We start from the raw sequence: 20,267 nt of genomic DNA on the forward strand, positions 1-20,267 counted from the left end.
CGACTGCGTCCCCAGCGCTGACCGACACGCACGGAAACCCGAAAGGGGCCCTCCTCCGCACGGCGGTGCGGAGAAGGGCCCCTTTCAGCGTTTCCGGGTCGTCAGCCCCAGGTGATCAGGCGCTTGGGCCGCTCCAGCAGCGCGGCCACGTCGGCCAGCACCTTGGAGCCCAACTCCCCGTCCACCAGCCGGTGGTCGAAGGAGAGCGCCAGCGTGGTCACCTGACGCGGGACCACCTTGCCCTTGTGCACCCACGGCAGCTCCCGGACCGCGCCGAAGGCGAGGATCGCGGCCTCGCCCGGGTTGAGGATCGGGGTGCCGGTGTCGACGCCGAAGACGCCGACGTTGGTGATGGTGACGGTGCCGCCCTGCATGTCACTCGGCGAGGTCTTGCCCTGGCGGGCGGTGTCGATCAGCTCACCGAGCGAGACCGCCAGGCCCGAGAGGGTCTTGCCGCCCGCGTCCTTGATGTTGGGGACGATCAGGCCGCGCGGGGTGGCCGCGGCGATGCCGAGGTTCACCTGGCCCCTGATGACGATCTCCTGGGCCGCCTCGTCCCACTGGGCGTTGATCTCGGGGTGCCGCTTGATGGCGGTGAGCAGCGCCTTGGCGACCAGCAGCAGCGGGCTGACCCGGACGTCCCGGCCGAGCTCGCCGCTTTCCTTGAGCCGGCGGACGAACTTCATCGTGCGGGTGACGTCGACCTGGACGAACTCGGTGACGTGCGGGGCGGTGAAGGCCGAGGCCACCATCGCCTGCGCGGTCGCCTTGCGGACGCCCTTGATCGGCACCCGGACGTCGCCCGCGGTCACGGCCGGCACGGCCACCGGCGCGGCGGCGGGCGCCTCCACCGGCTCCGCCACGGGGGCCGCGGCAGCGGCGGCCACCGCCGAGGCGTGCGCGTGCACGTCCTCGCGGGTGACCACCCCGTCCGGGCCGGTCGGGGTGACGGCGCGCAGGTCGATGCCGAGGTCCTTGGCCAGCTTGCGCACCGGCGGCTTCGCCAACGGCCGCTCGCCGGACTGCTGTTCCGGCACCATCGGCGCGGGCGCCGGCGCGACGGGCGCGGTCGGGGCGACCGGGGCCGGGACGGCCGGAGCGGCGACCACGGTGGTGGTGGTCGTCCGGCGGGCCCGGCGCTGGGAGCCGCCGGTCCGCGGCCCGTAGCCGACCAGTACCTCGCGCCGCTCCGGCTCGGCCGGTTCGGCCTTCGCGGGGGCGGAGGCCGGGGCAGCCGCCGGCGCCGCGGCGACCGGGGCGGCGGGGGCCTCCCCCGCCACCGCGACCGAGATGATCACGGTGCCGACGTCGACCGTCGCGCCCTCCGGGAAGAACAGCTGCTCGACCACCCCGTTGAAGGGGATCGGCAGCTCCACGGCGGCCTTGGCGGTCTCCACCTCGCAGACGACCTGGCTGTCCGTCACGGTGTCGCCGGGCTTGACGTACCAGCTGAGGATCTCGGCCTCGGTGAGGCCCTCGCCCACGTCGGGCATCTTGAACTCGCGGAGCGAGCGAACTTCGGTGGTCATCTTCGCTCCCCGGTTCAGTACGCGAGCGCGCGGTCGACGGCGTCGAGCACGCGGTCCAGGTCGGGAAGGAAGGCTTCCTCGACCCGGGACGGCGGGTACGGCGCGTGGTAGCCGCCGACCCGCAGGATCGGCGCCTCCAGGTGGTAGAAGCACCGCTCGGTGAGCCGGGCGGCCAGCTCGGAGCCCATGCCCAGGAAGACCGGCGCCTCGTGCACCACGATGCCGCGGCCGGTCCGCTTGACCGACTCCTCCAGGGTGGCGAAGTCCACCGGGGAGAGCGAGCGCAGGTCGACGACCTCCAGCCGGCGGCCGTCCTCCTCGGCGGCCGCGGCGGCCTCCAGGCAGACCTTGACCATCGGCCCGTACGCGATCAGCGTGGCGTCCGCGCCGGGGCGGACGATCCGGGCGTCGTAGAGGCCCAGGTCGGCGGCGTCGCCGACCTCGCCCTTGTCCCAGTAGCGGCGCTTCGGCTCCAGGAAGATCACCGGGTCGTCGGACTCGATGGCCTGGCGCAGCATCCAGTGCGCGTCGTGCGCGTTGGACGGGGAGACCACCCGCAGGCCGGCGGTGTGCGCGAAGTACGCCTCGTGCGACTCGCTGTGGTGCTCGACCGCGCCGATGCCGCCCGCGTACGGGATGCGGATGGTGACCGGCATCTTGACGTGCCCGAGCGCGCGGGCGTGCATCTTGGCCAGCTGGGAGACGATCTGGTCGAAGGCCGGGTAGACGAAGCCGTCGAACTGGATCTCGACCACCGGGCGGTAGCCGCGCAGCGCCAGGCCGATCGCGGTGCCGACGATGCCGGACTCGGCGAGCGGGGAGTCGATCACCCGGCTGTCCCCGAAGTCCTTCTGCAGGCCGTCGGTGATCCGGAAGACGCCACCGAGCTTGCCGATGTCCTCTCCCATCAGGAGCGTCTTCGGGTCGTTCTCCAGCGACTTGCGCAGCGCCTCGTTGAGCGCCTTGGCGATGCTGAGCTGACCGGCCATCAGAGGTTCTCCCCCGCCTCGAAGGAGGCCGCGTACTCGACGTACTCGGCCCGTTCCTCATCGACCAGCGTGTGCGGCTCGGCGTAGACGTGGTCGAAGATCAGGGTCGGGTCCGGGTCCGGCATGCTGCGCACGCCCTCGCGCACCCGCAGCCCCAGCTGCTCGCTCTCGGTGTCGATCGAGGCGAAGAACTCCTCGTCGGCCAGGCCCTCCTTCTCCAGGAGCGCCTTGAGCCGGGTGATCGGGTCCTTGGCCTTCCAGGCCTCGGTCTCCTCGGAGGGCCGGTAGCGGGTCGGGTCGTCGGAGGTGGTGTGCGCGCCCATCCGGTAGGTGAACGCCTCGATCAGCACCGGGCCGTTGCCGCTGCGGGCGTGGTCGAGTGCCCAGCGCGTCACGGCCAGGCAGGCCAGCACGTCGTTGCCGTCGACCCGGACGCCGGGGAAGCCGAAGCCGGAGGCGCGGCGGTACAGCGGGATCTTGGTCTGGGTGGTGGTGGGCTCGGAGATCGCCCACTGGTTGTTCTGGCAGAAGAAGACCACCGGGGCGTTGTAGACCGAGGCGAAGGTGAAGGCCTCGTTGACGTCGCCCTGACTGGAGGCGCCGTCGCCGAAGTACGCGATCACCGCGTCGTCGGAGCCGTCCTTGGTGATGCCCATCGCGTAGCCGGTGGCGTGCAGGGTCTGCGCGCCGATCACGATGGTGTAGAGGTGGAAGTTCTTCTCGTTCGGGTCCCAGCCGCCGTGGTTCACGCCGCGGAACATGCCGAGCAGGTTCAGCGGGTCGACGTCGCGGCACCAGGCCACGCCGTGCTCGCGGTAGGTGGGGAAGGCGTAGTCGCCGGTGCGCATGGCCCGCCCGGAGCCGACCTGGGCGGCCTCCTGGCCGAGCAGCGAGGCCCACAGGCCCAGCTCGCCCTGGCGCTGCAGCGAGGTCGCCTCGGCGTCGAACCGGCGCACCAGCACCAGGTCGCGGTAGAGGGCGCGCAGCTCGTCCGGGGTGGTGGTGAGCGGGTAGTCCGGGTGCTCGATCCGCTCGCCTTCCGGGGTGAGCAGCTGTACGAGCTCCGGCTGGGCGTCCGTACCCGTGGCGCGGAGGGTGTCAGGGACGCCGGGGGCCGCCTTCTTGCGAGCCCTCGCCGTGCTTTTGACGGTCACGTTCACTCCTCGGTCTGTCCGGCCGCCCGGGGTCGCCGGTGACCGGTCCGGTCACCGCCTCGCGGGGCGCGCGTGGGTGTGCGCACCGACTGCGAGGCAGGTGGTGATCCTTTTCCGACGGCGTCCCTCACGAGAACGTTACCCAGCGGCAGCCCTTGGCGCGCTTGCGCTAGGACGTCCTACTTGTTCAGGGCCTACAACTGCGGGTGTGGCGCAGCTCTCAATTCGGTCGCCTTCAGGACACCTGCGCACGTTATCCGGGCGAAGGCCCGTACGTAAGGGGGTTACCGGCATCGGTTTCCGCCGGTCTGGCCGGATAGCGATCCTGTGGCGGTGCAGGCGATAGGTCTTTCGTACGGTGATATGGGAGGCTTTGTGGGTGACTGATAACGGACAAATCAGGGTATTCCTGCTCGACGATCACGAGGTGGTCCGGCGGGGCGTCCACGATCTCCTCTCGGTCGAGGACGACATCGAAGTGGTCGGGGAGGCCGGCACCGCCGCCGAGGCGATCACCCGGATCCCCGCCGTCCACCCCGACGTCGCGGTGCTCGACGTCCGGCTGCCGGACGGCAACGGCGTCGAGGTCTGCCGGGAGATCCGCTCCCGGCTGCCGGAGATCAAGTGCCTGATGCTGACCTCGTTCTCGGACGACGAGGCGCTGTTCGACTCGATCATGGCGGGCGCCTCCGGCTACGTCCTGAAGGCAATCCGCGGCACCGACCTGATCACCGCCGTCCGGGACGTCGCGGCCGGCAAGTCGCTGCTCGACCCGGTCGCCACCAGCCGGGTGCTGGCGCGACTGCGCGACGGCGGCGAGAAGGAGGACGAGCGGCTGGCCCAGCTCACCAAGCAGGAGCGGCGCATCCTCGACCTGATCGGCGAGGGGATGACCAACCGTCAGATCGGCAACGAACTGCACCTGGCCGAGAAGACGGTGAAGAACTACGTCTCCAGCCTGCTCGCCAAGATGGGCATGGAACGGCGGACCCAGGCCGCGGCCTTCGTGGCCCGGCACCAGGCGGACCAGCACCAGGCCGACCAGCACCACTGACCCGGTCACCACCGGCCGCCGGCCGCCCGCTCCTGCCACATGCAGAGAACTGACGGTTTGTCAAGGACCCCCGCCAGGGGGCCCTAACCTCGGGCTGTGACTTTCAGCCAGACCCTCGCCTGCGCCCCGGCCCGCCCCGATCTCTCCGCTCCCCCGATAGGGACCCTCAGCCCGCCCGTCCCGCACGCCGCCCTGGCGGAAGTCCTGCGCCGCTACCGGGTCGGGCGGCTGCTGACCGCCGAGCCGGTCGCCGAGGGCCTGCTGAACCGGGGCTACCGCGTGACCACCGAGGCCGGGACGTACTTCCTGAAGTGCTACGTCGACGCCGCCACCGCCGACCGCCGGTCGATCGCCGACCACCACCGCGCGATGGCCGCGCTGCACGCCCTCGGACTGCCCGTCGCACCCCCGCTGGGCTGTGCCGAACGGGCCGGCACGGTGGCCGCGTTCGGCGGCCGGCTGTTCGCGCTCTTCCCCTGGGTGAATGGCCGACACCGGCACGGTACCGACCTCTCCCTCCCGCAGTGCGACGCGCTCGGCGCGCTGCTCGGCCACCTGCACGGCGCACTCGACGACGTCTGCGCCCCGGCCGCACAACCGGCCGGCTACCGCAGCGCCGACCCGCTGGACAGCGCCGCACTCGCCCGCGACCTACGGCGCCGCGCCCAGGAGCACCGCCCGCACGACGAACTCGACGGGCTGGTCGAGCAGCGCCTCACCGAACGGCTGGACCTGCTCGCCGAGTACGCCCACCGGCGGCCGGCCCCGCAGGCCGCCCCGCCCACCGGCTGGACGCACGGCGACTTCCACGGGCTCAACCTGCTGCACCGGGACGGCCGGATCTGCGCCGTCCTGGACTGGGACAAGCTGGGGGTGCAGCCGCGCGCCGAGGAGGCCGTCCGCGCCGCCACCCTGGTCTTCCACGACCGGACGACGGGGGTGCTCGACCTGGTCCGGGTCCGGCACTACTCGCAGGCCTACCGGGCCACCGGGGCCGCCGGCGCGGAGCACCTGGCGGCCGCCGTGCACCGGGTCTGGTGGGAGCGGCTCAACGACTTCTGGATGCTCCAGTGGCGCTACCAGCGGGCCGACCACCGGGCCGACCCGCTCTACCCCGCCTCGGCGGGCCAGTTGGCGTGGTGGTGCCAGGAGTACGAGCAGGTCCTGGACGCCTTCGCCAACTGACCCGGGCGGTCAGGGAGCCGGCGGCGTCACCGGCGCCGTCGGCACCGGCTTCGTGGGCGGCGGCGCCTGGGTGCCGGTCGCCCCGCCCCCGGTGCCGGTCGTCGGCGTGCCGGTCGCCCCGCCGCCCGTCGGGCTGCTGGTCGCCCCGCCCGTCGACGTGCCGGTCGGCGTCGGGGTCGGCGTCGGCGTCCTGGTGCCGGTGCCCGTCGGGGTCGGGGTCGGCGTGTGCTTGGGGGACTGGCCGACCGGCGGGCTCTGGTTGCTGTTGTTGTTGTCGGTCGGCTGCTGCGGCCGCCGGCTGGTGCTCTGCGAGGTCGGCGCCGTGGTCGGCGTCGGGCCCGTGGAGGGCGCGGTCGTCTCCGGCGTGGAGACCACCGAAGCCGGCGTGCTGGGCTTCGGGTTCTGGTTCTGGCCGCCGTCACCGCCGCTGAGCGCGAGCGCGATCCCGACGCCCGCCGCGACCAGCACCGCCGCGGCGCCGGCCACCCAGGCCCAGGGCCCGCGCCGCCGGTCGTCGTCGTGCCCGTCGCCGTCGCCCCCGTCGCCGGGGCCGTGGCCGCCCCCGTACGGTCCGCCGACCCCCTGGTAGGGCGCGGACGGGGTGTGCGGGCCGCCGGGCACCTGGTACGGCAGCATCGTGGTCGGGTCGCCCGGCACGCCGACACCGGCCCCGAGCACGGCCGTCTCGTCGGTGCCGATCATCGGGGTGGCGCCGCTGTGGCCCTGGCCCGCGGCCGCCAGCCCGGCCGCCGCGGCGCCGGCCGCCCAGGCCCCGCCGGCGCCGTGCATCTCGCGCAGCGCGTGCTGGAGGTGGGCGCGGAACTCGTCGGCGTCCTGGAACCGGTCGTCCGGGTTCTTGGCCAGCGAGCGCAGCACCAACGGGTCGAGCGCGGCCGGCACCCGCTGGTTGGCCTGCGACGGCGGCACCGGCGGGTCCTGCACGTGCTGGTAGACCACCGAGAGCGGGGTGTCGCCGGTGAACGGCGGGCGCAGCGTCAGCAGCTCGTAGAGCATGCAGCCGGCCGCGTACAGGTCGGAGCGGTGGTCGACCGGCTTGCCGAGCGCCTGCTCGGGCGAGAGGTACTGCGGGGTGCCCATGACCATGCCGGTCTGGGTCATGGTGCTGGCGGTGCCGGTCAGCGCGCGGGCGATGCCGAAGTCCATCACCTTGACCGCGCCGGTGGTGGTGATGATGACGTTGGCCGGCTTGATGTCACGGTGGACGATGCCGTGCCGGTGGCTGTAGGCCAGTGCCTCCAGCACCCCGGCGATGATGATCAGCGCCTGGTCGACCGGCGGCGCCTCCTCGTCCACCAGCAGCTCGCGGACGGTCCGGCCCTCGACCAGCTCCATCACGATGTACGGCGTCGACTCGTCGCCGACGTACTCCTCGCCGGTGTCGTAGACCGCGACGATCGAGTGGTGGTTGAGCGCCGCGACGGCGTGTGCCTCGCGGGTGAAGCGCAGCCGGGCGATGTCGTCCTGGGCCAGTTCGGGACGGAGCAGCTTGACGGCGACGGTCCGGCCGAGCCGGATGTCCTGCGCGGCGAGCACCTCGGCCATACCGCCGCGGCCGAGCCGGTGGGTCAGCCGGTAACGGCCGTCACCGACCGTGCCGAGCGGGGCCGCCGTGCCGCGGCCGGGCGTCTGCGGGCCGCCGCCGAACGGCGGGAGCGCAGTGGTGGCGGCGTTGTCGCTACCGGCGCCGGGAGCCTGCGGGGCTCCACCGGCCGCCCAGGCACCCTCGTCGTCGTCCGGATGCTGCGTCTGTGCCATCGCTCCTCGCCCCGGGCCTTCGCTCGGATCGCGGTGCCCTGTCGCTTCGTGTCCCCGAACGCTACCGCCTCCGGCCGTCCCCCGTAGCACGCCCGATTCGGGCAGGCTGCATCAGAGCAGGCCATTCCGGTCGGCCGGGGTGTCCAGGTGGAGAACGGTGGCGGTCCGCTCGGCGACGCGCGGGTACGTGGTGCTGCTGCTGCTCTTCTCGGCCCTGGTCACCACGATCGCGATGATGATGATCGCGAGCACGATCACGCCGATGATGATGCCGACGATCACCAGCGCCGTGGAGCAGCCGCCGCTGTTCGACGCGGGGGCGGGCTGGAACGGCGGCATCGGCTGCGGCGGCGGGGTGTGCGCCTGCTGCGGGAAGGGCTGCGGGGTCTGGAAGGCCGGCGGCGGGGTCTGGAACGCGGGCGGCGGCGTCTGGTACTGCTGCGGCCCCCCCTGCTGGAGGTACTGCGGCTGCGGCGGCGGGGTCTGGAAGGCCGGCGGCGGGGTCTGGAAGGGCTGCTGCTGGAAGGGCTGCGGGGTCTGCGGCGCCTGCGGGGCGGCGTGTGCCGAGCGCGGGCCGTCGGTGATCAGCAGCGGGGTGCTGGCGGCCAGCGCGTTGCCGTTGCCGCCCTTCTCCACCGCGATCAGCCGCTCGGCCTCGTCACGCATCGCCGCCGCGCTCGGGAACCGGTGCGCCGGGTCCTTGCGCAGGGCCTGTGCGACGAAGGCGTCCACCGACGGGCTGACCGCCCGGTTGATGCTGGACGGCGCCGACGGCTCCTCCTGCACGTGCTTGTAGGCGATCGAGAACGCCGAGTCGCCGTCGAAGACCAGCCGGCCGGTGAGCATCTCGAAGAGCATCACACCGACCGAGTAGAGGTCGGAGCGGGCGTCCACCGGCTTGCCGAGCGCCTGCTCGGGCGAGAGGTACTGCGGGGTGCCGACGACCATGCCGGTCTGGGTCATCGAGGTGACGCCGCTGTCCAGCGCGCGGGCGATGCCGAAGTCCATCACCTTGACGGTGCCCTTGCGGTCGAACATGACGTTGCCGGGCTTGATGTCGCGGTGCACCAGGCCCTGGTCGTGCGAGGCCTCCAGCGCGTTCAGCACGCCGACGGTGATCCGCAGCGCCTCCTCGACGGGCATCGCGCCGTACTGCGCGACCGCGTCGTTGATCGCGTCCCGCAGGCCCTTGCCGTCGACCAGCTGCATCACGATGTACGGGGTGCTGGAGCCGTCCGGGGCGATGTCCTCGCCGCTGTCGTAGACGGTGACGATGTTGGTGTGCTCCAGCCGGGCCACCGACTGGGCCTCGCGGCGGAACCGCTCCTTGAAGGTGTCGTCGCGGCCCAGCTCGGCGTGCATGCTCTTCAGCGCGACCTGGCGGTCCAGCACGTTGTCGTAGGCGAGGTGCACCGAGGCCATACCGCCCTCGCCGAGCACCCGCTGCAGCACGTACCTGCCGTTGCCCAGGGAGTGGCCCTCGACCGCCGCGTTGCCGTGCTCGCTCATGGTCCTCTGCTCCCCCTCGGCGCGGCCCTGCCGCCGCAACCGTGACGTTCGGTCTCGTCCGTGCGTGCTGCGGGCCCGGCCCGTCGGCCTGCCCGCCCCTGTCGCGGCGGCTTTCGCCCGGCCTGCGACAGGGGCTCAGGGTATCGGCTCACGGCGACAGTGATCGGCGCAGGGCCGACACTGTGTCCGAGCTGCGATCCGCTACCGGGTGGTTCTGCGTGCGGTCGTCCGTCCGGCCCGGGTCGTGGCGGTACGTCCGACCGGCCGGCCCGCCCCGGCCGGGCCCGGCGCCGTCCCGGGTACGGGCCGCGGGTACGCCTACAGGTACGGGCCGGAACGGATGCCGCGGCCCTCGCCGGGCTCCTCGCCCTCCGGCTCGCCGCCGTGCAGACCGGGCGGCAGCGCCCGGCGCATCTGCTCCAGCTGCGCCCGCGCCGCCATCTGCTGGGCGAACAGCGCGGTCTGGATGCCGTGGAACAGCCCCTCCAGCCAGCCCACCAGCTGGGCCTGGGCGATCCGCAGCTCGGCCTCGGTGGGGATGGAGTCCTCGGTGAACGGCAGCGACAACCGCTCCAGTTCGGCGACCAGTTCGGGCGCCAGGCCGAGCTCCAGCTCCTTGATGGAGCTGGCGTGGATGTCCTTCAGCCGGGCGCGGCTGGCCTCGTCGAGGGGCGCCGCCCGGACCTCCTCCAGCAGCTGCTTGATCATGCTGCCGATCCGCATGACCTTGGCGGGCTGCTCCACCATCTCGGTCACCGGGAGCTCGCGCGGCCCGTCACCGTCGTCGTCCCCCGTCGGACCGGCGAAACCATGGCCCACCGGCAGCCCGTCCGGTCCGACGATCAGCACCTTCTGGCCGTCCTGCGACTGCCCGCCCATGGCCTGGTACAGCTCCTGCGGCGAGCGCTCGTTCATCGGATTCGTCATGAACAACATTCTCCCTCACTGGGGTTGGTCGGACGGAAGCCCCCGGTCGCGCCGTCACCGGCCGTTCCGCGCCGCCACCGGGCACGACGGTACGCCCCCGCGCGGGGTCCCGGTATCCGTACGGATACTCAGTTCGCGCGGGGGCGGAGCGGGACCGCCCGGGCTCAGCCCTTGCGCAGGCGCAGGCCGATCAGCCCCAGGCCGCAGCCGATCAGGCCGAGGCCCGCGCCCAGCGGCAGTTGGAGCGTCGAGGCATCGCCCCAGCGGGCGGGGAGCGCGGCCGGGCCGGTGGCGGCGGCCTGCTGGGTGGCCTGGCCGGCGGCCAGCGTCGCGCTGTCGCCGGCGGCGTCGTCGGCCGGGGCGGTGGCGTCGGGCGCTGCCGCGGCCGCGGCAGCGGCAGCGGCCTGGGACTGATCGGCCTCGGCCTGCCGGCCCTGCGTCTGTTCCGGCGACCGGTCGGGAGCCTGCGCGGGCGCCCGGTCCGGCGTCCGGTCCGGGGCGGCGTCGGCGCGCTCGGGTGCCGACGCCGGCCGGTGCCGGTGCCCGGCCGCGTCCGCCCAGGGCACGCCGACGGCCGTCCCGGGCCGGGGGCGGACGCCCTGGTGCTGCGGCGGTGCGGCGGCCGGGCCGGAGACCTCCGGCGAGGGCTGCGCGGCCGGGCCCGGGGCCGCACTCGCCGAGGGCACGGGCGTGCCGGTCGGCGACGGCGCCCCGCTCGACGCGCCCGTCGGTACGCCGGGCGGCACCGGCGAGGCCTCGGGGGACGGAGACGCGGTCGTGGCCCCCGCGGACGGCGAGCCGGACCGTCCGGGCCCGGTGGCCGGCCCGCTGCCGGGCTCGGACGGGCCGGCCGGCACCGACGGTTCGGACGGCACGGACGGTTCGGACGGCACCGGCGGATCGGACGGCACCGGCGGATCGGACGGCACCGGCGGATCGGACTGCACGCCGGACACGAGGGATGTCCCCGCCCCGGCCGACGGCTCCGGGGGAGCCGCCGAAGCCGCCACCGCCATCGGCGCGACGCCCAGCGGCACGGCGAGCCCGAGCACCGCCACCGTCAGCAGGAGCCGCAGTCGGCGGCCGCCCCGGCGATGGCCGGCGTCCCGGCGGCGGGGACGGCCGTGGCCCCGGGTACAGCGGCGGGACGGCGCGGCGGGCAGCGGCCCGAGGAACGTCTTCGAAGGTGCGGCCACGGTCGAGGTCCTTCCGACGGCCGACCGCGCACTGGCGGGGTCGGCGGCGGGACAGCTCCCGACCAGATTCACACAATCCGACATTCCGGGCATTTCGAACGGCTGTGCACCAACCGCCCCGCCACCCCCGCGCCGCCGGCGGCCGCCGTCAGGCCCGCAGCACCACCTTGCCGACCTGCTCGCCGTCGGCCAGCACCCGGTGCCCGTCGGCGGCCTCTGTCAACGGCAGCACCCGGTCGATCACCGGCTTGACCACCCCGGACTCGACCAGCGGCCAGACGTGCTCACGCACCGCGGCCACGATCGCGGCCTTCTCGGCCAGCGGCCGCCCACGCAGGTTGGTCGCGATCACCGCGCCGCGCTTGCGCAGCAGGGTGTTGAGGTTGAGCTCGCCCTGCGCCCCGCCCTGCAGCCCGATGATCACCAGCCGCCCGTTGACCGCCAGCGCGTCCACGTTCCGCTGCAGGTACTTGGCGCCCATGATGTCCAGGATCACGTCCGCCCCGGCGCCGCCGGTGGCCTCCCGGAGCGCCTCGACGAAGTCCTGCTCGCGGTAGTTGATCACGATGTCCGCGCCCAGCCCGGTGCACCGGGCCAGCTTCTCGGCGCTGCCGGCCGTCACCGCCACCCGGGCGCCGACCGCCTTGGCCAGCTGGATCGCCATCGTCCCGATGCCGCTGGCGCCGCCGTGCAGCAGCACCGTCTCGCCCGGCCGCAGGTGGGCGGTGAGGAAGACGTTGGACCAGACCGTCGAGACCACCTCGGGCAGCGCGGCGGCCTCCTCCAGGGTGAGGCCCTTCGGCACCGGAAGCAGCTGCCCGGAGGGCACCGCGACCAGCTGCGCATACCCGCCGCCGGCCAGCAGCGCGCAGACCTCGTCGCCGACCGCCCAGCCGGCCACGCCGGCCCCGAGGGCGACGATCCGGCCCGCGCACTCCAGCCCGGGGTAGGGCGAGCTGCCGGGCGGCGGGTTGTAGAAGCCCTGCCGCTGGAGCAGGTCGGCGCGGTTGACCGCGGTGGCCACCACCTCGACCAGGACCTCGCCCTCGCCGGGCACCGGGTCCGCCACCTCGGCCCAGACCAGTGCCTCGGGCCCGCCGGGTTCGGGAATCGTCATCGCATGCATGCCCCGAAGCTACTGCGTGCCGGCCGCCGCGCGGGGGTGCCCCGCGCAGCGGCCCGGGGCCTCAACCGGCCACCTCCGCCGCCCGATCGGCCACCAGGGGCGGACGAACGGACGCCATCAGGCCGGACGGACGCCACCACGCCGGACGGACGCCGGCAGGCCGGCACGCCGGGGAGGAGCTCAGCCGGCCAGCTCCGGCAGCACCTCGGCGCCCGGGAGGCCGGCCAGCACCCGCCCCGGCAGGATCAGCTTGCCCCGGCGGCGCCCGCTGCCCACCAGCACGTACGGCGCGGCGGCCACCGCCGCGTCGACCAGCAGCGGCCAGCCGGCCGGCAGCCCGACCGGGGTGATCCCGCCGTACTCCATGCCGGTCCGCGCCACCGCCGTGTCCATCGGCGCGAACGAGGCCTTGCGCGCCTCCAGGTGCCTGCGGACGGCCTTGTTGACGTCCACCCGGGTGTGCGCGAGCGCCAGGCAGGCGGCGAGGGTGGTCTCCCCGCCGCGCTTGGCGGCGACCACCACGCAGTTCGCCGAGACCTCCGGCGGCACGTCGTAGGTCTCGCAGAACACCGCGGTGTCGGCCTTCTCCGGATCGGTCTCCACGTACAGCACGGACCGGGCGGCCTCCCGGTCGTCCCAGTCCCTGAGGGCGTCGGCCACCGGCCCGGCCAGCAGGTCGCAGACGTCCAGCGCCGGGGCGACCGACTCGAACCTGCCGAACGGGGGCAGCGGTTGCTCAGTCATGCCCCGGACTCTAACCACCTGCGACAACCGGGCACCGACACGCCCAGGCACCCACCCCGGGCTTCTGCCGCGCGGCATCCACGCCATCCTGGGTGGGTGACGAACGGTGAGCAGCCCTCCGGGCCCTACGAGACCGGCCTCCGGCACCGTCTGGCGGGGCGCCGCACCGGCCGGACGGAGCACGACGTCGAGGCCGGCGACCGGGTCGTCCTCCCCCTGCGGAAACCGCGGGCGCCGATGCGCCAGGTGTCGATGCGGCTGCTGCTGGCGCTCGCCCTGCTGGTGGCCACCACCGTGATCGTCTGGCTGGACCGCGCCGGCTACAACGACAACGCCGGCGGGGGCCTGAGCTTCCTCGACGCGGCGTACTACGCCACCGTGACGCTCTCCACCACCGGGTACGGGGACATCACCCCGTTCAGCGACAGCGCGCGGCTCACCAACATCTTCGTGATCACCCCGCTGCGCGTGCTCTTCCTGATCATCCTGGTCGGCACGACGCTCGAAGTGCTCACCGAACGCACCCGCCTGCAGTGGCGGATCGGACGCTGGAGGTCCGCAGTGAGGGAACACACCGTCGTGATCGGCTACGGCACCAAGGGCCGCAGCGCCGTCGACACCCTGCTCGGCCAGGGCGTCCGCCGGGACGAGATCGTCGTCGTCGACCCGCAGCGCAAGGTGATCGAGCAGGCCACCCTGGACGGCCTGGTCGGCGTGGTCGGCGACGCCACCCGCACCGACACCCTGCTGCGCGCCGAACTCCCCCGCGCCTCCCGGGTGGTCGTCGCCCCCGAACGCGACGACACCGCCGTCCTGATCACCCTGACCGCCCGCCAGCTCAACAAGGCCGCCACCGTGGTCGCCGCCGTCCGCGAGGACGAGAACGCCCCACTGTTGCGGCAGAGCGGCGCCGACGTCGTGGTCACCAGCTCCAGCTCGGCGGGCCGGCTGCTCGGCATGTCGATGCTCAGCCCGAACACCGGCGCGGTGATGGAGGACCTGCTCACCTACGGCACCGGCCTCGACATGCACGAGCGGCCGGTCACCCGGGCCGAGGCCGGGCAGAGCCCGCGCGCGTGCGCCGACCTCGTCGTCGCGGTGGTGCGCGGCCGGCGGGTGCTCAACTACACCGACCCCGAGGCCGCCACCCTCCGGCTCACCGACCGGATCATCACCATCAGGCCGGCCGTCACCCCCGGCAGCTGAGACCAGGAGCCAAGCGCGCGGCGGTCAGGGGGTGTCCAGCAGCTCCACCGTTCCACCGGCCGCCACCCCGCCGGGCGGCACCACGGCGAGCGCCTCGGCACGGGCCAGGCCGCGCAGCATCGCCGGGCCGTCGAAGGCCAGCGGGACGGCGCCGCGCACCGTCCGGCGGACCGGCAGCAGCCGGGTGTCCGCCGGATGGCCGGGCAGGTCGACGGCGGCGGGCGCGAGCACCGGCTCGCCCGTCGACCGGCCGCCGCGGGCGTGCAGCAGCGGCAGCGCCAGCGTGACGGTTCCGGCCACCGCGGCCAGCGGATTGCCGGGCAGGCCCACCAGGTGGCGGCCGCCCGGGAGCTCGGCGAGCAGCATCGGATGGCCGGGGCGGACGGCGACCCCGTCCACCAGCAGCCGGGCCCCGGCCTCGGCGAGGGCCCGGTGCAGGAAGTCGACCGGCCCGGCGGCCGTCCCCCCGGTGGTGACCACCACATCGGCGGTGGAGTGCCGGACGGCGTCCCGGAGCAGCCCGAAGTCGTCCTGGACGGCGCGCACCGCGCCCACCTCGGCGCCGGCCGCGCGCAGCCACGGCGGCAGCAGCGGGCCGAGCGCGTCCCGGACCAGGCCGGGCCGCGGGAGTCCGGAGCCGAGCAGTTCGTCGCCCAGGACGAGGAGTTCGACCACCGGGCGGCGGCGGACGGCCAGCCGGTCGTGGCCGCAGGCCGCGGCCAGGCCCAGCACGGACGGGCCGACCGGCGTTCCGGCGGCGAGCAGCGCCTCGCCCCGGCGGCACTCCTGGCCGCGCGGGCGGACGTCCTGACCGGTGGTCAGCGAGCCCGGGGTCCGGTCGTACAGCAGCGCGCCGTCCCGCTCACCGTGCTCGCGCCGGAGCACGGCGGTGGCGCCGGGGGGCAGTTGGGCACCGGTGGCGATCTCCACGGCGGCGCCGTCGGCCAGCGGCGCCCCGGCCGGCTCACCGGCCAGCAGCCGGCCGGCGACCCGCCAGGGGCCGGGCCCGGAGACGGCCCAGCCGTCCATCGCCGAGGTGTCGAAGGCGGGCAGGTCGGTGAGCGCGGCGAGCGGCTCGGCGAGGGTGCGGCCGAGCGCCTCGGCCAGGTCCAGCTGCTCGGGCGGCAGCGGGTGCAGCCCGGCCCGGCGGGCGGCCTCCCGGGCCTGCGCCCAGGTGAGCGCCGGCGGACCGGCGGGGCTCCGATCGAGCACGAGGGCCTCCTCGGCGGCGCTCACGGCTGCTCCGGCCCGGCCGCCGCCACCCAGCGCTCGGCCAGCGCGGCCGTCCGCCGGGACGCCTCGGCGACCGCCTCCGGGCCGCCGCCCTGCTGCGCGGCCGCGTAGCCGACCAGGAAGGCGGTCAGCGGCGCGGCGGGCCGGGCCACCCCGTGCGCGACCACCCGGGCGAGGTCGAGCAGTCCGTGGACGTCGACGTCCAGGTCGATCCCCAGCTCGGCCCCGACCTCGGCGATCCAGTCATCCAGCGTGCGCTCCATGGGCCCCATGCTGCCTGATCACCGGTTTCGCCGAGGTGTTTGTCCGGTGAGCGCCGCGCGTCGTTTCCCTCACGCGGGGGCCCGGGGCCCGTGAGACGGCGGGCGACACACCCCCCGGACGCGCCCCTGGCCGCTCCCCCGGGCGGCTCCCCCGGGCGGCTCCCCCGGCCCTTCCTACGCCCCCTCGCGCTCGCGGGCGCGCTCCAGGTCCTCCCAGGTGTCGCAGTCGTACGTGACGTCGTCGGTGTCGGCCAGCCGCAGCGTGTGCAGGCCGCCGGTCAGGCGGCGCAGCGGGAGGCCGGCGGGGCTGCCGAGGGCGGCCAGCGCGGTGCGCAGGGCGGCGGTGCGGTAGGCGGCGGCGAGCGGCTGGTCGCGGCCGGCGGCGTCGACCAGCACGGCGGCCTCGGTGCCCTGGTCCGCCTCGGCGAGGGCGGTGGCGAGCCGGTGGACGGTCCGCTCGTCCAGGAACGGCAGGTCCGCGGCGAGCAGCAGCACCGTCCCGGCCGTGACCTCGGCAAGGCCGGCCGCGACGGCCGCCACCGGCCCGCCGCCGGGCGGCTGCTCGCGGGTCCAGCGCACGCCGGTGCGGGTGGTGGGCCGGGCCGGGCCGACCACCACGGTGGTCCGGGCGCCGGCGCAGGCGGTGAGCACCCGGTCGAGCAGGGTCGTCTCGCCGACGGTCAGGCCCGGCTTGTCCACTCCGCCGAGCCGACGGGCGGCGCCCCCGGCCGGCACGATCACGTCGTACGGCGTCATGCCGCCAGTATCCGCCCCGGTTCGGCCCGTCCGGTCCGGCCCGTCGGGTTCAGTCCGTCCGGTTCAGTCCTCGGGCTCGTCCTCGACGATCTCGGCGTCGACGATCCCGTCGTCCTCGTCCGCCTGCCGGTGGCGGGCGGTGTTGGCGGCGGCGCTCAGCTCCAGCATGACCGGCAGGGTCAGCTCCCCGTACCGCTCGTTCATCGCGGTGGCCAGCGCCTCCGGGTCGGCCGGGTGCTGGGCCAGCAGGCGGTCGAAGTCCTGCAGGTACTCGCCGGTGAAGGCGAGCACCCGGGCCGCCTCGTCGCCATGGTCGGGCGCCCGGTGGCCGGCGATCACCCGCTCGGCGCCGAGTTCGGCGATCCGGCCGAGGTTGCGGCCCCAGGCGGTGCGCTGCGCCGGGGTGGTGTCGGCGGTCCAGACGTGGGTGCCGTTGTAGACGAAGTCCCCGGCGATCACGGTGCGGATGCTGGGCACGTGCACCACGGTGGAGGCGCCGCAGTCGCCCTGGCCGAGCAGCAGCACCGGGATCACCTGGCGGTCGACCATCAGCGGCTGGGGCAGCAGCGGGGCGGGCACCAGCGGGTGGTCGGGGATGTCGTCCCCGTACACGGGCTTCCACTGGGCGACCTTGGCGGCGGCGGTCCGCAGGATGCCGTCCACCACCGGCGGGGCGGCGAGCAGCTGGGCGTCCGGGAAGAGCCTGAGCACTTCCTCGGCGCCGAAGTAGTGGTCGGGGTGCTGGTGGGTGATGACGATGGCCAGCAGCCTGCGGCCCTTGCCGGCCACCCATTCGGCCAGCTCCCGGCCGGCGCTGCGGGTGAGCTGGGCGTCGACCAGGATCGCGGTGCGCTCACCGAGGATCAGGGTGGAGGTGGCGAAGAAGGCCGATTCGGGGCCGGTGAAGACGGCGATCTCCAGCGGACGGGCCGCCGGGGCCTCCCCGGCCGCGTTCGTCCGGGCGTCGGTGCCGTCCACGGCGTCCACGCGCTCCGCGCCGGCGCTGTCCTCGGGCGGGGACGACGTCACTGGCTGCTCCCTCTGGTTCGGCGGTCGGACTTCCTGCGCCCTACAGCATGGGAGTACGACCCGCCGAATGCCGGGAAGGCGCGCCCGGCGGGGCACGCCTTCCCGGTCGCGTGCGAGGCCACCGGGCCGGCTTGCGTCCCCGCGGTCAGGCGGCGGGCGCCGGCCCTGTGTGCCGCGTCAGCCCTTGCGGCCGGTCAGCTTGGCGATCCGGTCGGAGACACCCCAGGCGGTGACCCGCCAGAGCGCCTCGATCACGATGTGGCGGCTCATCTTGGACGCGCCGAGCTCGCGCTCGACGAAGGTGATCGGCACCTCGGCCACCTTGAAGCCGGCCTTCACCGTCCGCCACGCCAGGTCGACCTGGAAGCAGTACCCGGCCGAGGCGACCTCGTCCATGCCCAGGCCGAGCAGGGTCTCCTTGCGGAACGCCCGGTATCCGCCGGTGACGTCCCGGATCGGCACGTTCAGCATCAGCCGCGAGTACGTCGACCCGCCGCGCGAGAGCAGCAGCCGCGACTTCGGCCAGTTCACCACTCGCCCGCCCGGCACCCAGCGCGAGCCGAGCACCAGGTCGGCGCCGCGCAGCGCGCCCAGCAGCCGGTCCAGCTCCTCGGGCTGGTGCGAGCCGTCCGCGTCCATCTCGACCAGGACGTCGTAGCCGTGCTCGATGCCCCAGGCGAACCCGGCCAGGTAGGCGGCGCCCAGACCTTCCTTGCCCAAACGGTGCATGACGTGCACGTTCGGGTCCTCGGCGGCCAGCTTGTCGGCCAGCTCACCGGTGCCGTCGGGGCTGTTGTCGTCGGCGACCAGGACGTGTGCCTCGGGCACCGCAGCGCGGACCCGGCCGACGATCCGCTCGACGTTCTCCGCCTCGTTGAACGTCGGAATGATCACCAGCACCCTGCCGAGATCAGCAAAACTCTGCTGGTTCACGGTCACGTACAAACCTCTCGGCCGGTGGCGGGAAGTGCCAGTCACCGTTGCCCGCACTCTGGAACGCAGTCCCCGTCGGCGCCCCGCCGACCGGTCCCCACTGTGGAAACCACTGCGTCCTGGCATCCTACTACCGCGCCCTCGGACCACCGGTACGGCTACGGCACTCCCCGCCCGCCCCGGCCGTTTCCCCGGTGACGGCACCGGTCGGCTAGGGTCGATGCCCAGCCTTTGCCCGGACCACCCGCACGCCGGGCCCGCCTCCGGCGAACCGGCGATCCGGCACACCAGCCACTGCAGCAGAGGAGCAGGACCGCGCGCATGGACAGGCTCGTCAACACTGTCCGCCCGTACGCCTGGGGGTCGGTCACCGCACTCCCCGAGCTGCTCGGGCAGGAACCCACCGGCGAACCGCAGGCCGAGCTCTGGATGGGCGCCCACCCCGGCGCACCCTCCCGTGCCGACCGCGGTGACGGACCGCGCCCGCTGGACGAGCTGATCGCCGCCGACCCCGAGGGCGAGCTCGGCGCCGCCGCCGTGGCCCGGTTCGGCCCCGCGCTGCCGTTCCTGCTCAAGGTCCTCGCCGCCGGCATTCCGCTCTCGATCCAGGCCCACCCGACCCTCGACCAGGCCCGGGCCGGGTACGCCGCGGAGAACGCCCTGGGCATCGCGCTGGACGCTCCGCACCGCAGCTACCGCGACGCCAACCACAAGCCCGAACTCATCTGCGCGCTCGGCGAGTTCGACGGACTCTGCGGCTTCCGCACACCCGCCGAGGCGGCCGCCCTGATGGCCGGGCTCCGGGTGCCGGCGCTCGACCCGCTGATCGCCCTGCTGGACGGCGAGGACGAGTCCGAGGCGCTGCGCACCACCCTGGCCGCCGTCCTCACCATGGACGAGGCCGCCGCCGCCGCCGCCGTCCGGGACACCGCCGAGGCGGTCGACAAGGCCGCCGCCGGCGACCCCGACGGCCCGTACGCGCTGTACACCCGGATCACCCACGGCTTCCCCGGCGACCGCGGCCTGATCGCCGGGCTGCTGCTCAACGCCATCCGGCTCCGGGCCGGCCAGGCCCTCTACCTCGGCGCCGGCGTCCCGCATGCCTATCTGCACGGCGTCTGCGTCGAGTTGCAGGCCAACTCCGACAACGTGCTGCGGGCCGGGCTCACCCCCAAGCACATCGACGTGCCGGAGCTGCTGAAGGTGGTCGAGTTCACCCCCGGCGCCCCGGACCTGCTGCTCCCGACCGCGGTCGACGGCACCCCCGGCGAGGAGCTCTACCCCGTCCCGATCGACGAGTTCCGGCTCTCCCGGTTCACCCTGGACGGCCGGGAGCGCGAGATCGACGGCCGCGCCCCGCAGATCCTGCTCTGCACCGCCGGCACCGCCCGGCTGACCGCGGCCGACGGCACCACGCTGGACCTCGCCCGCGGCGAGTCCGTCTTCCTCCCCGCGACCGGCACCGGCACCCGGCTGGCCGGCACCGACGCCACCGTCTTCCGCGCCACCGTCGCGCTCTGACGGCCGCTCCCCAGGACAATCCCCCGGTGACTCCACGGAAGGCTCCGGGGAACGGAAAGCGGGGGGGGGGGGGGGGGGGGGGGGGGGGGGGGGGGGGGGGGGGGTGGGGGGGTGGCGGGGTGGGGAGAGCGGGGTAG

General features: G+C 74.6%; 17 protein-coding genes and 1 pseudogene. 4 read left to right on the forward strand and 14 right to left on the reverse strand.

Annotated features, from left to right (window positions below; genetic code table 11):
- Positions 1-101 precede the first annotated feature (101 nt).
- The 3 genes from ACZ6NC_RS37170 to pdhA are packed head-to-tail and all read right to left on the reverse strand — an operon-like array spanning position 102 to position 3,672.
- The gene (locus tag ACZ6NC_RS37170; RefSeq protein WP_465738304.1) at positions 102-1,529 is read right to left on the reverse strand and encodes a dihydrolipoamide acetyltransferase family protein; all 1,428 of its coding nucleotides are present in this window, start codon (positions 1,527-1,529) and stop codon (positions 102-104) included.
- A gap of 14 nt (positions 1,530-1,543) precedes the next feature.
- Entirely contained in the window at positions 1,544-2,518 is a 975-nt protein-coding gene (locus ACZ6NC_RS37175) for an alpha-ketoacid dehydrogenase subunit beta (protein ID WP_465738305.1), read from the reverse strand.
- The gene (pdhA, locus tag ACZ6NC_RS37180) at positions 2,518-3,672 is read right to left on the reverse strand and encodes a pyruvate dehydrogenase (acetyl-transferring) E1 component subunit alpha (protein ID WP_465738306.1); all 1,155 of its coding nucleotides are present in this window, start codon (positions 3,670-3,672) and stop codon (positions 2,518-2,520) included. Before pdhA ends, ACZ6NC_RS37175 begins: the two co-directional genes overlap by 1 nt.
- 379 nt (positions 3,673-4,051) lie before the next feature.
- Between pdhA and ACZ6NC_RS37185 the strand changes: the two genes are divergently transcribed.
- Both ACZ6NC_RS37185 and ACZ6NC_RS37190 read left to right on the forward strand, forming a co-directional pair.
- Positions 4,052-4,726, forward strand: a complete 675-nt coding sequence (locus tag ACZ6NC_RS37185; RefSeq protein WP_465738307.1) for a response regulator — start codon at positions 4,052-4,054, stop codon at positions 4,724-4,726.
- 96 nt (positions 4,727-4,822) lie between these two features.
- Positions 4,823-5,911 carry a phosphotransferase gene (locus ACZ6NC_RS37190; protein ID WP_465738308.1) on the forward strand — a complete coding sequence of 363 codons (1,089 nt, stop codon included), beginning with the start codon at positions 4,823-4,825 and terminating at the stop codon, positions 5,909-5,911.
- Positions 5,912-5,920: 9 nt separating this feature from the next.
- Here the strand turns inward: ACZ6NC_RS37190 and ACZ6NC_RS37195 are convergent, their stop codons facing one another.
- From ACZ6NC_RS37195 to ACZ6NC_RS37220, 6 genes are all read right to left on the reverse strand, one after another.
- Entirely contained in the window at positions 5,921-7,687 is a 1,767-nt protein-coding gene (locus ACZ6NC_RS37195) for a protein kinase domain-containing protein (protein ID WP_465738309.1), read from the reverse strand.
- 111 nt (positions 7,688-7,798) lie between these two features.
- Positions 7,799-9,196 (reverse strand): protein kinase domain-containing protein, encoded by a 1,398-nt coding sequence (locus ACZ6NC_RS37200; protein ID WP_465738310.1) that lies wholly within the window; start codon positions 9,194-9,196, stop codon positions 7,799-7,801.
- Positions 9,197-9,514: 318 nt separating this feature from the next.
- Positions 9,515-10,123 carry a bacterial proteasome activator family protein gene (locus ACZ6NC_RS37205; protein ID WP_465738311.1) on the reverse strand — a complete coding sequence of 203 codons (609 nt, stop codon included), beginning with the start codon at positions 10,121-10,123 and terminating at the stop codon, positions 9,515-9,517.
- A gap of 164 nt (positions 10,124-10,287) precedes the next feature.
- A complete protein-coding gene (locus ACZ6NC_RS37210; protein WP_465738312.1) occupies positions 10,288-11,319 on the reverse strand; it encodes a hypothetical protein in 1,032 nt (343 codons plus the stop codon).
- 148 nt (positions 11,320-11,467) lie between these two features.
- A complete protein-coding gene (locus tag ACZ6NC_RS37215; protein ID WP_465738313.1) occupies positions 11,468-12,445 on the reverse strand; it encodes an NAD(P)H-quinone oxidoreductase in 978 nt (325 codons plus the stop codon).
- Between the two features lie 180 nt (positions 12,446-12,625).
- Positions 12,626-13,189, reverse strand: a complete 564-nt coding sequence (locus tag ACZ6NC_RS37220; RefSeq protein ID WP_465738314.1) for a YbaK/EbsC family protein — start codon at positions 13,187-13,189, stop codon at positions 12,626-12,628.
- Positions 13,190-13,426: 237 nt separating this feature from the next.
- Here ACZ6NC_RS37220 and ACZ6NC_RS37225 point away from each other — a divergent pair, with 237 nt between their 5' ends.
- A complete protein-coding gene (locus ACZ6NC_RS37225; protein ID WP_465738340.1) occupies positions 13,427-14,395 on the forward strand; it encodes a potassium channel family protein in 969 nt (322 codons plus the stop codon).
- A 24-nt stretch (positions 14,396-14,419) separates the two neighbouring features.
- On the opposite strand, the gene ACZ6NC_RS37230 is transcribed toward ACZ6NC_RS37225, so the two are convergent.
- From ACZ6NC_RS37230 to ACZ6NC_RS37250, 5 genes and pseudogenes are all read right to left on the reverse strand, one after another.
- On the reverse strand, positions 14,420-15,607 hold the full coding sequence (locus ACZ6NC_RS37230; RefSeq protein ID WP_465738315.1) for a molybdopterin molybdotransferase MoeA: 1,188 nt from the start codon (positions 15,605-15,607) through the stop codon (positions 14,420-14,422).
- Between the two features lie 20 nt (positions 15,608-15,627).
- A pseudogene (locus tag ACZ6NC_RS37235) lies at positions 15,628-15,910 on the reverse strand (DUF6457 domain-containing protein); the annotation flags it as partial.
- A gap of 155 nt (positions 15,911-16,065) precedes the next feature.
- Positions 16,066-16,647, reverse strand: a complete 582-nt coding sequence (mobA, locus tag ACZ6NC_RS37240) for a molybdenum cofactor guanylyltransferase (RefSeq protein ID WP_465738316.1) — start codon at positions 16,645-16,647, stop codon at positions 16,066-16,068.
- Between the two features lie 63 nt (positions 16,648-16,710).
- Complete coding sequence (locus ACZ6NC_RS37245; protein WP_465738317.1) at positions 16,711-17,676, reverse strand: MBL fold metallo-hydrolase; 966 nt, start codon at positions 17,674-17,676, stop codon at positions 16,711-16,713.
- Positions 17,677-17,853: 177 nt separating this feature from the next.
- On the reverse strand, positions 17,854-18,615 hold the full coding sequence (locus tag ACZ6NC_RS37250; RefSeq protein ID WP_465738318.1) for a polyprenol monophosphomannose synthase: 762 nt from the start codon (positions 18,613-18,615) through the stop codon (positions 17,854-17,856).
- 315 nt (positions 18,616-18,930) lie between these two features.
- Here ACZ6NC_RS37250 and manA point away from each other — a divergent pair, with 315 nt between their 5' ends.
- Positions 18,931-20,130: a mannose-6-phosphate isomerase, class I gene (gene manA / locus ACZ6NC_RS37255; protein ID WP_465738319.1), complete on the forward strand. Its 1,200-nt coding sequence runs from the start codon at positions 18,931-18,933 to the stop codon at positions 20,128-20,130.
- Positions 20,131-20,267 lie beyond the last annotated feature (137 nt).

The organism is Kitasatospora sp. NPDC041988 (assembly GCF_055588525.1).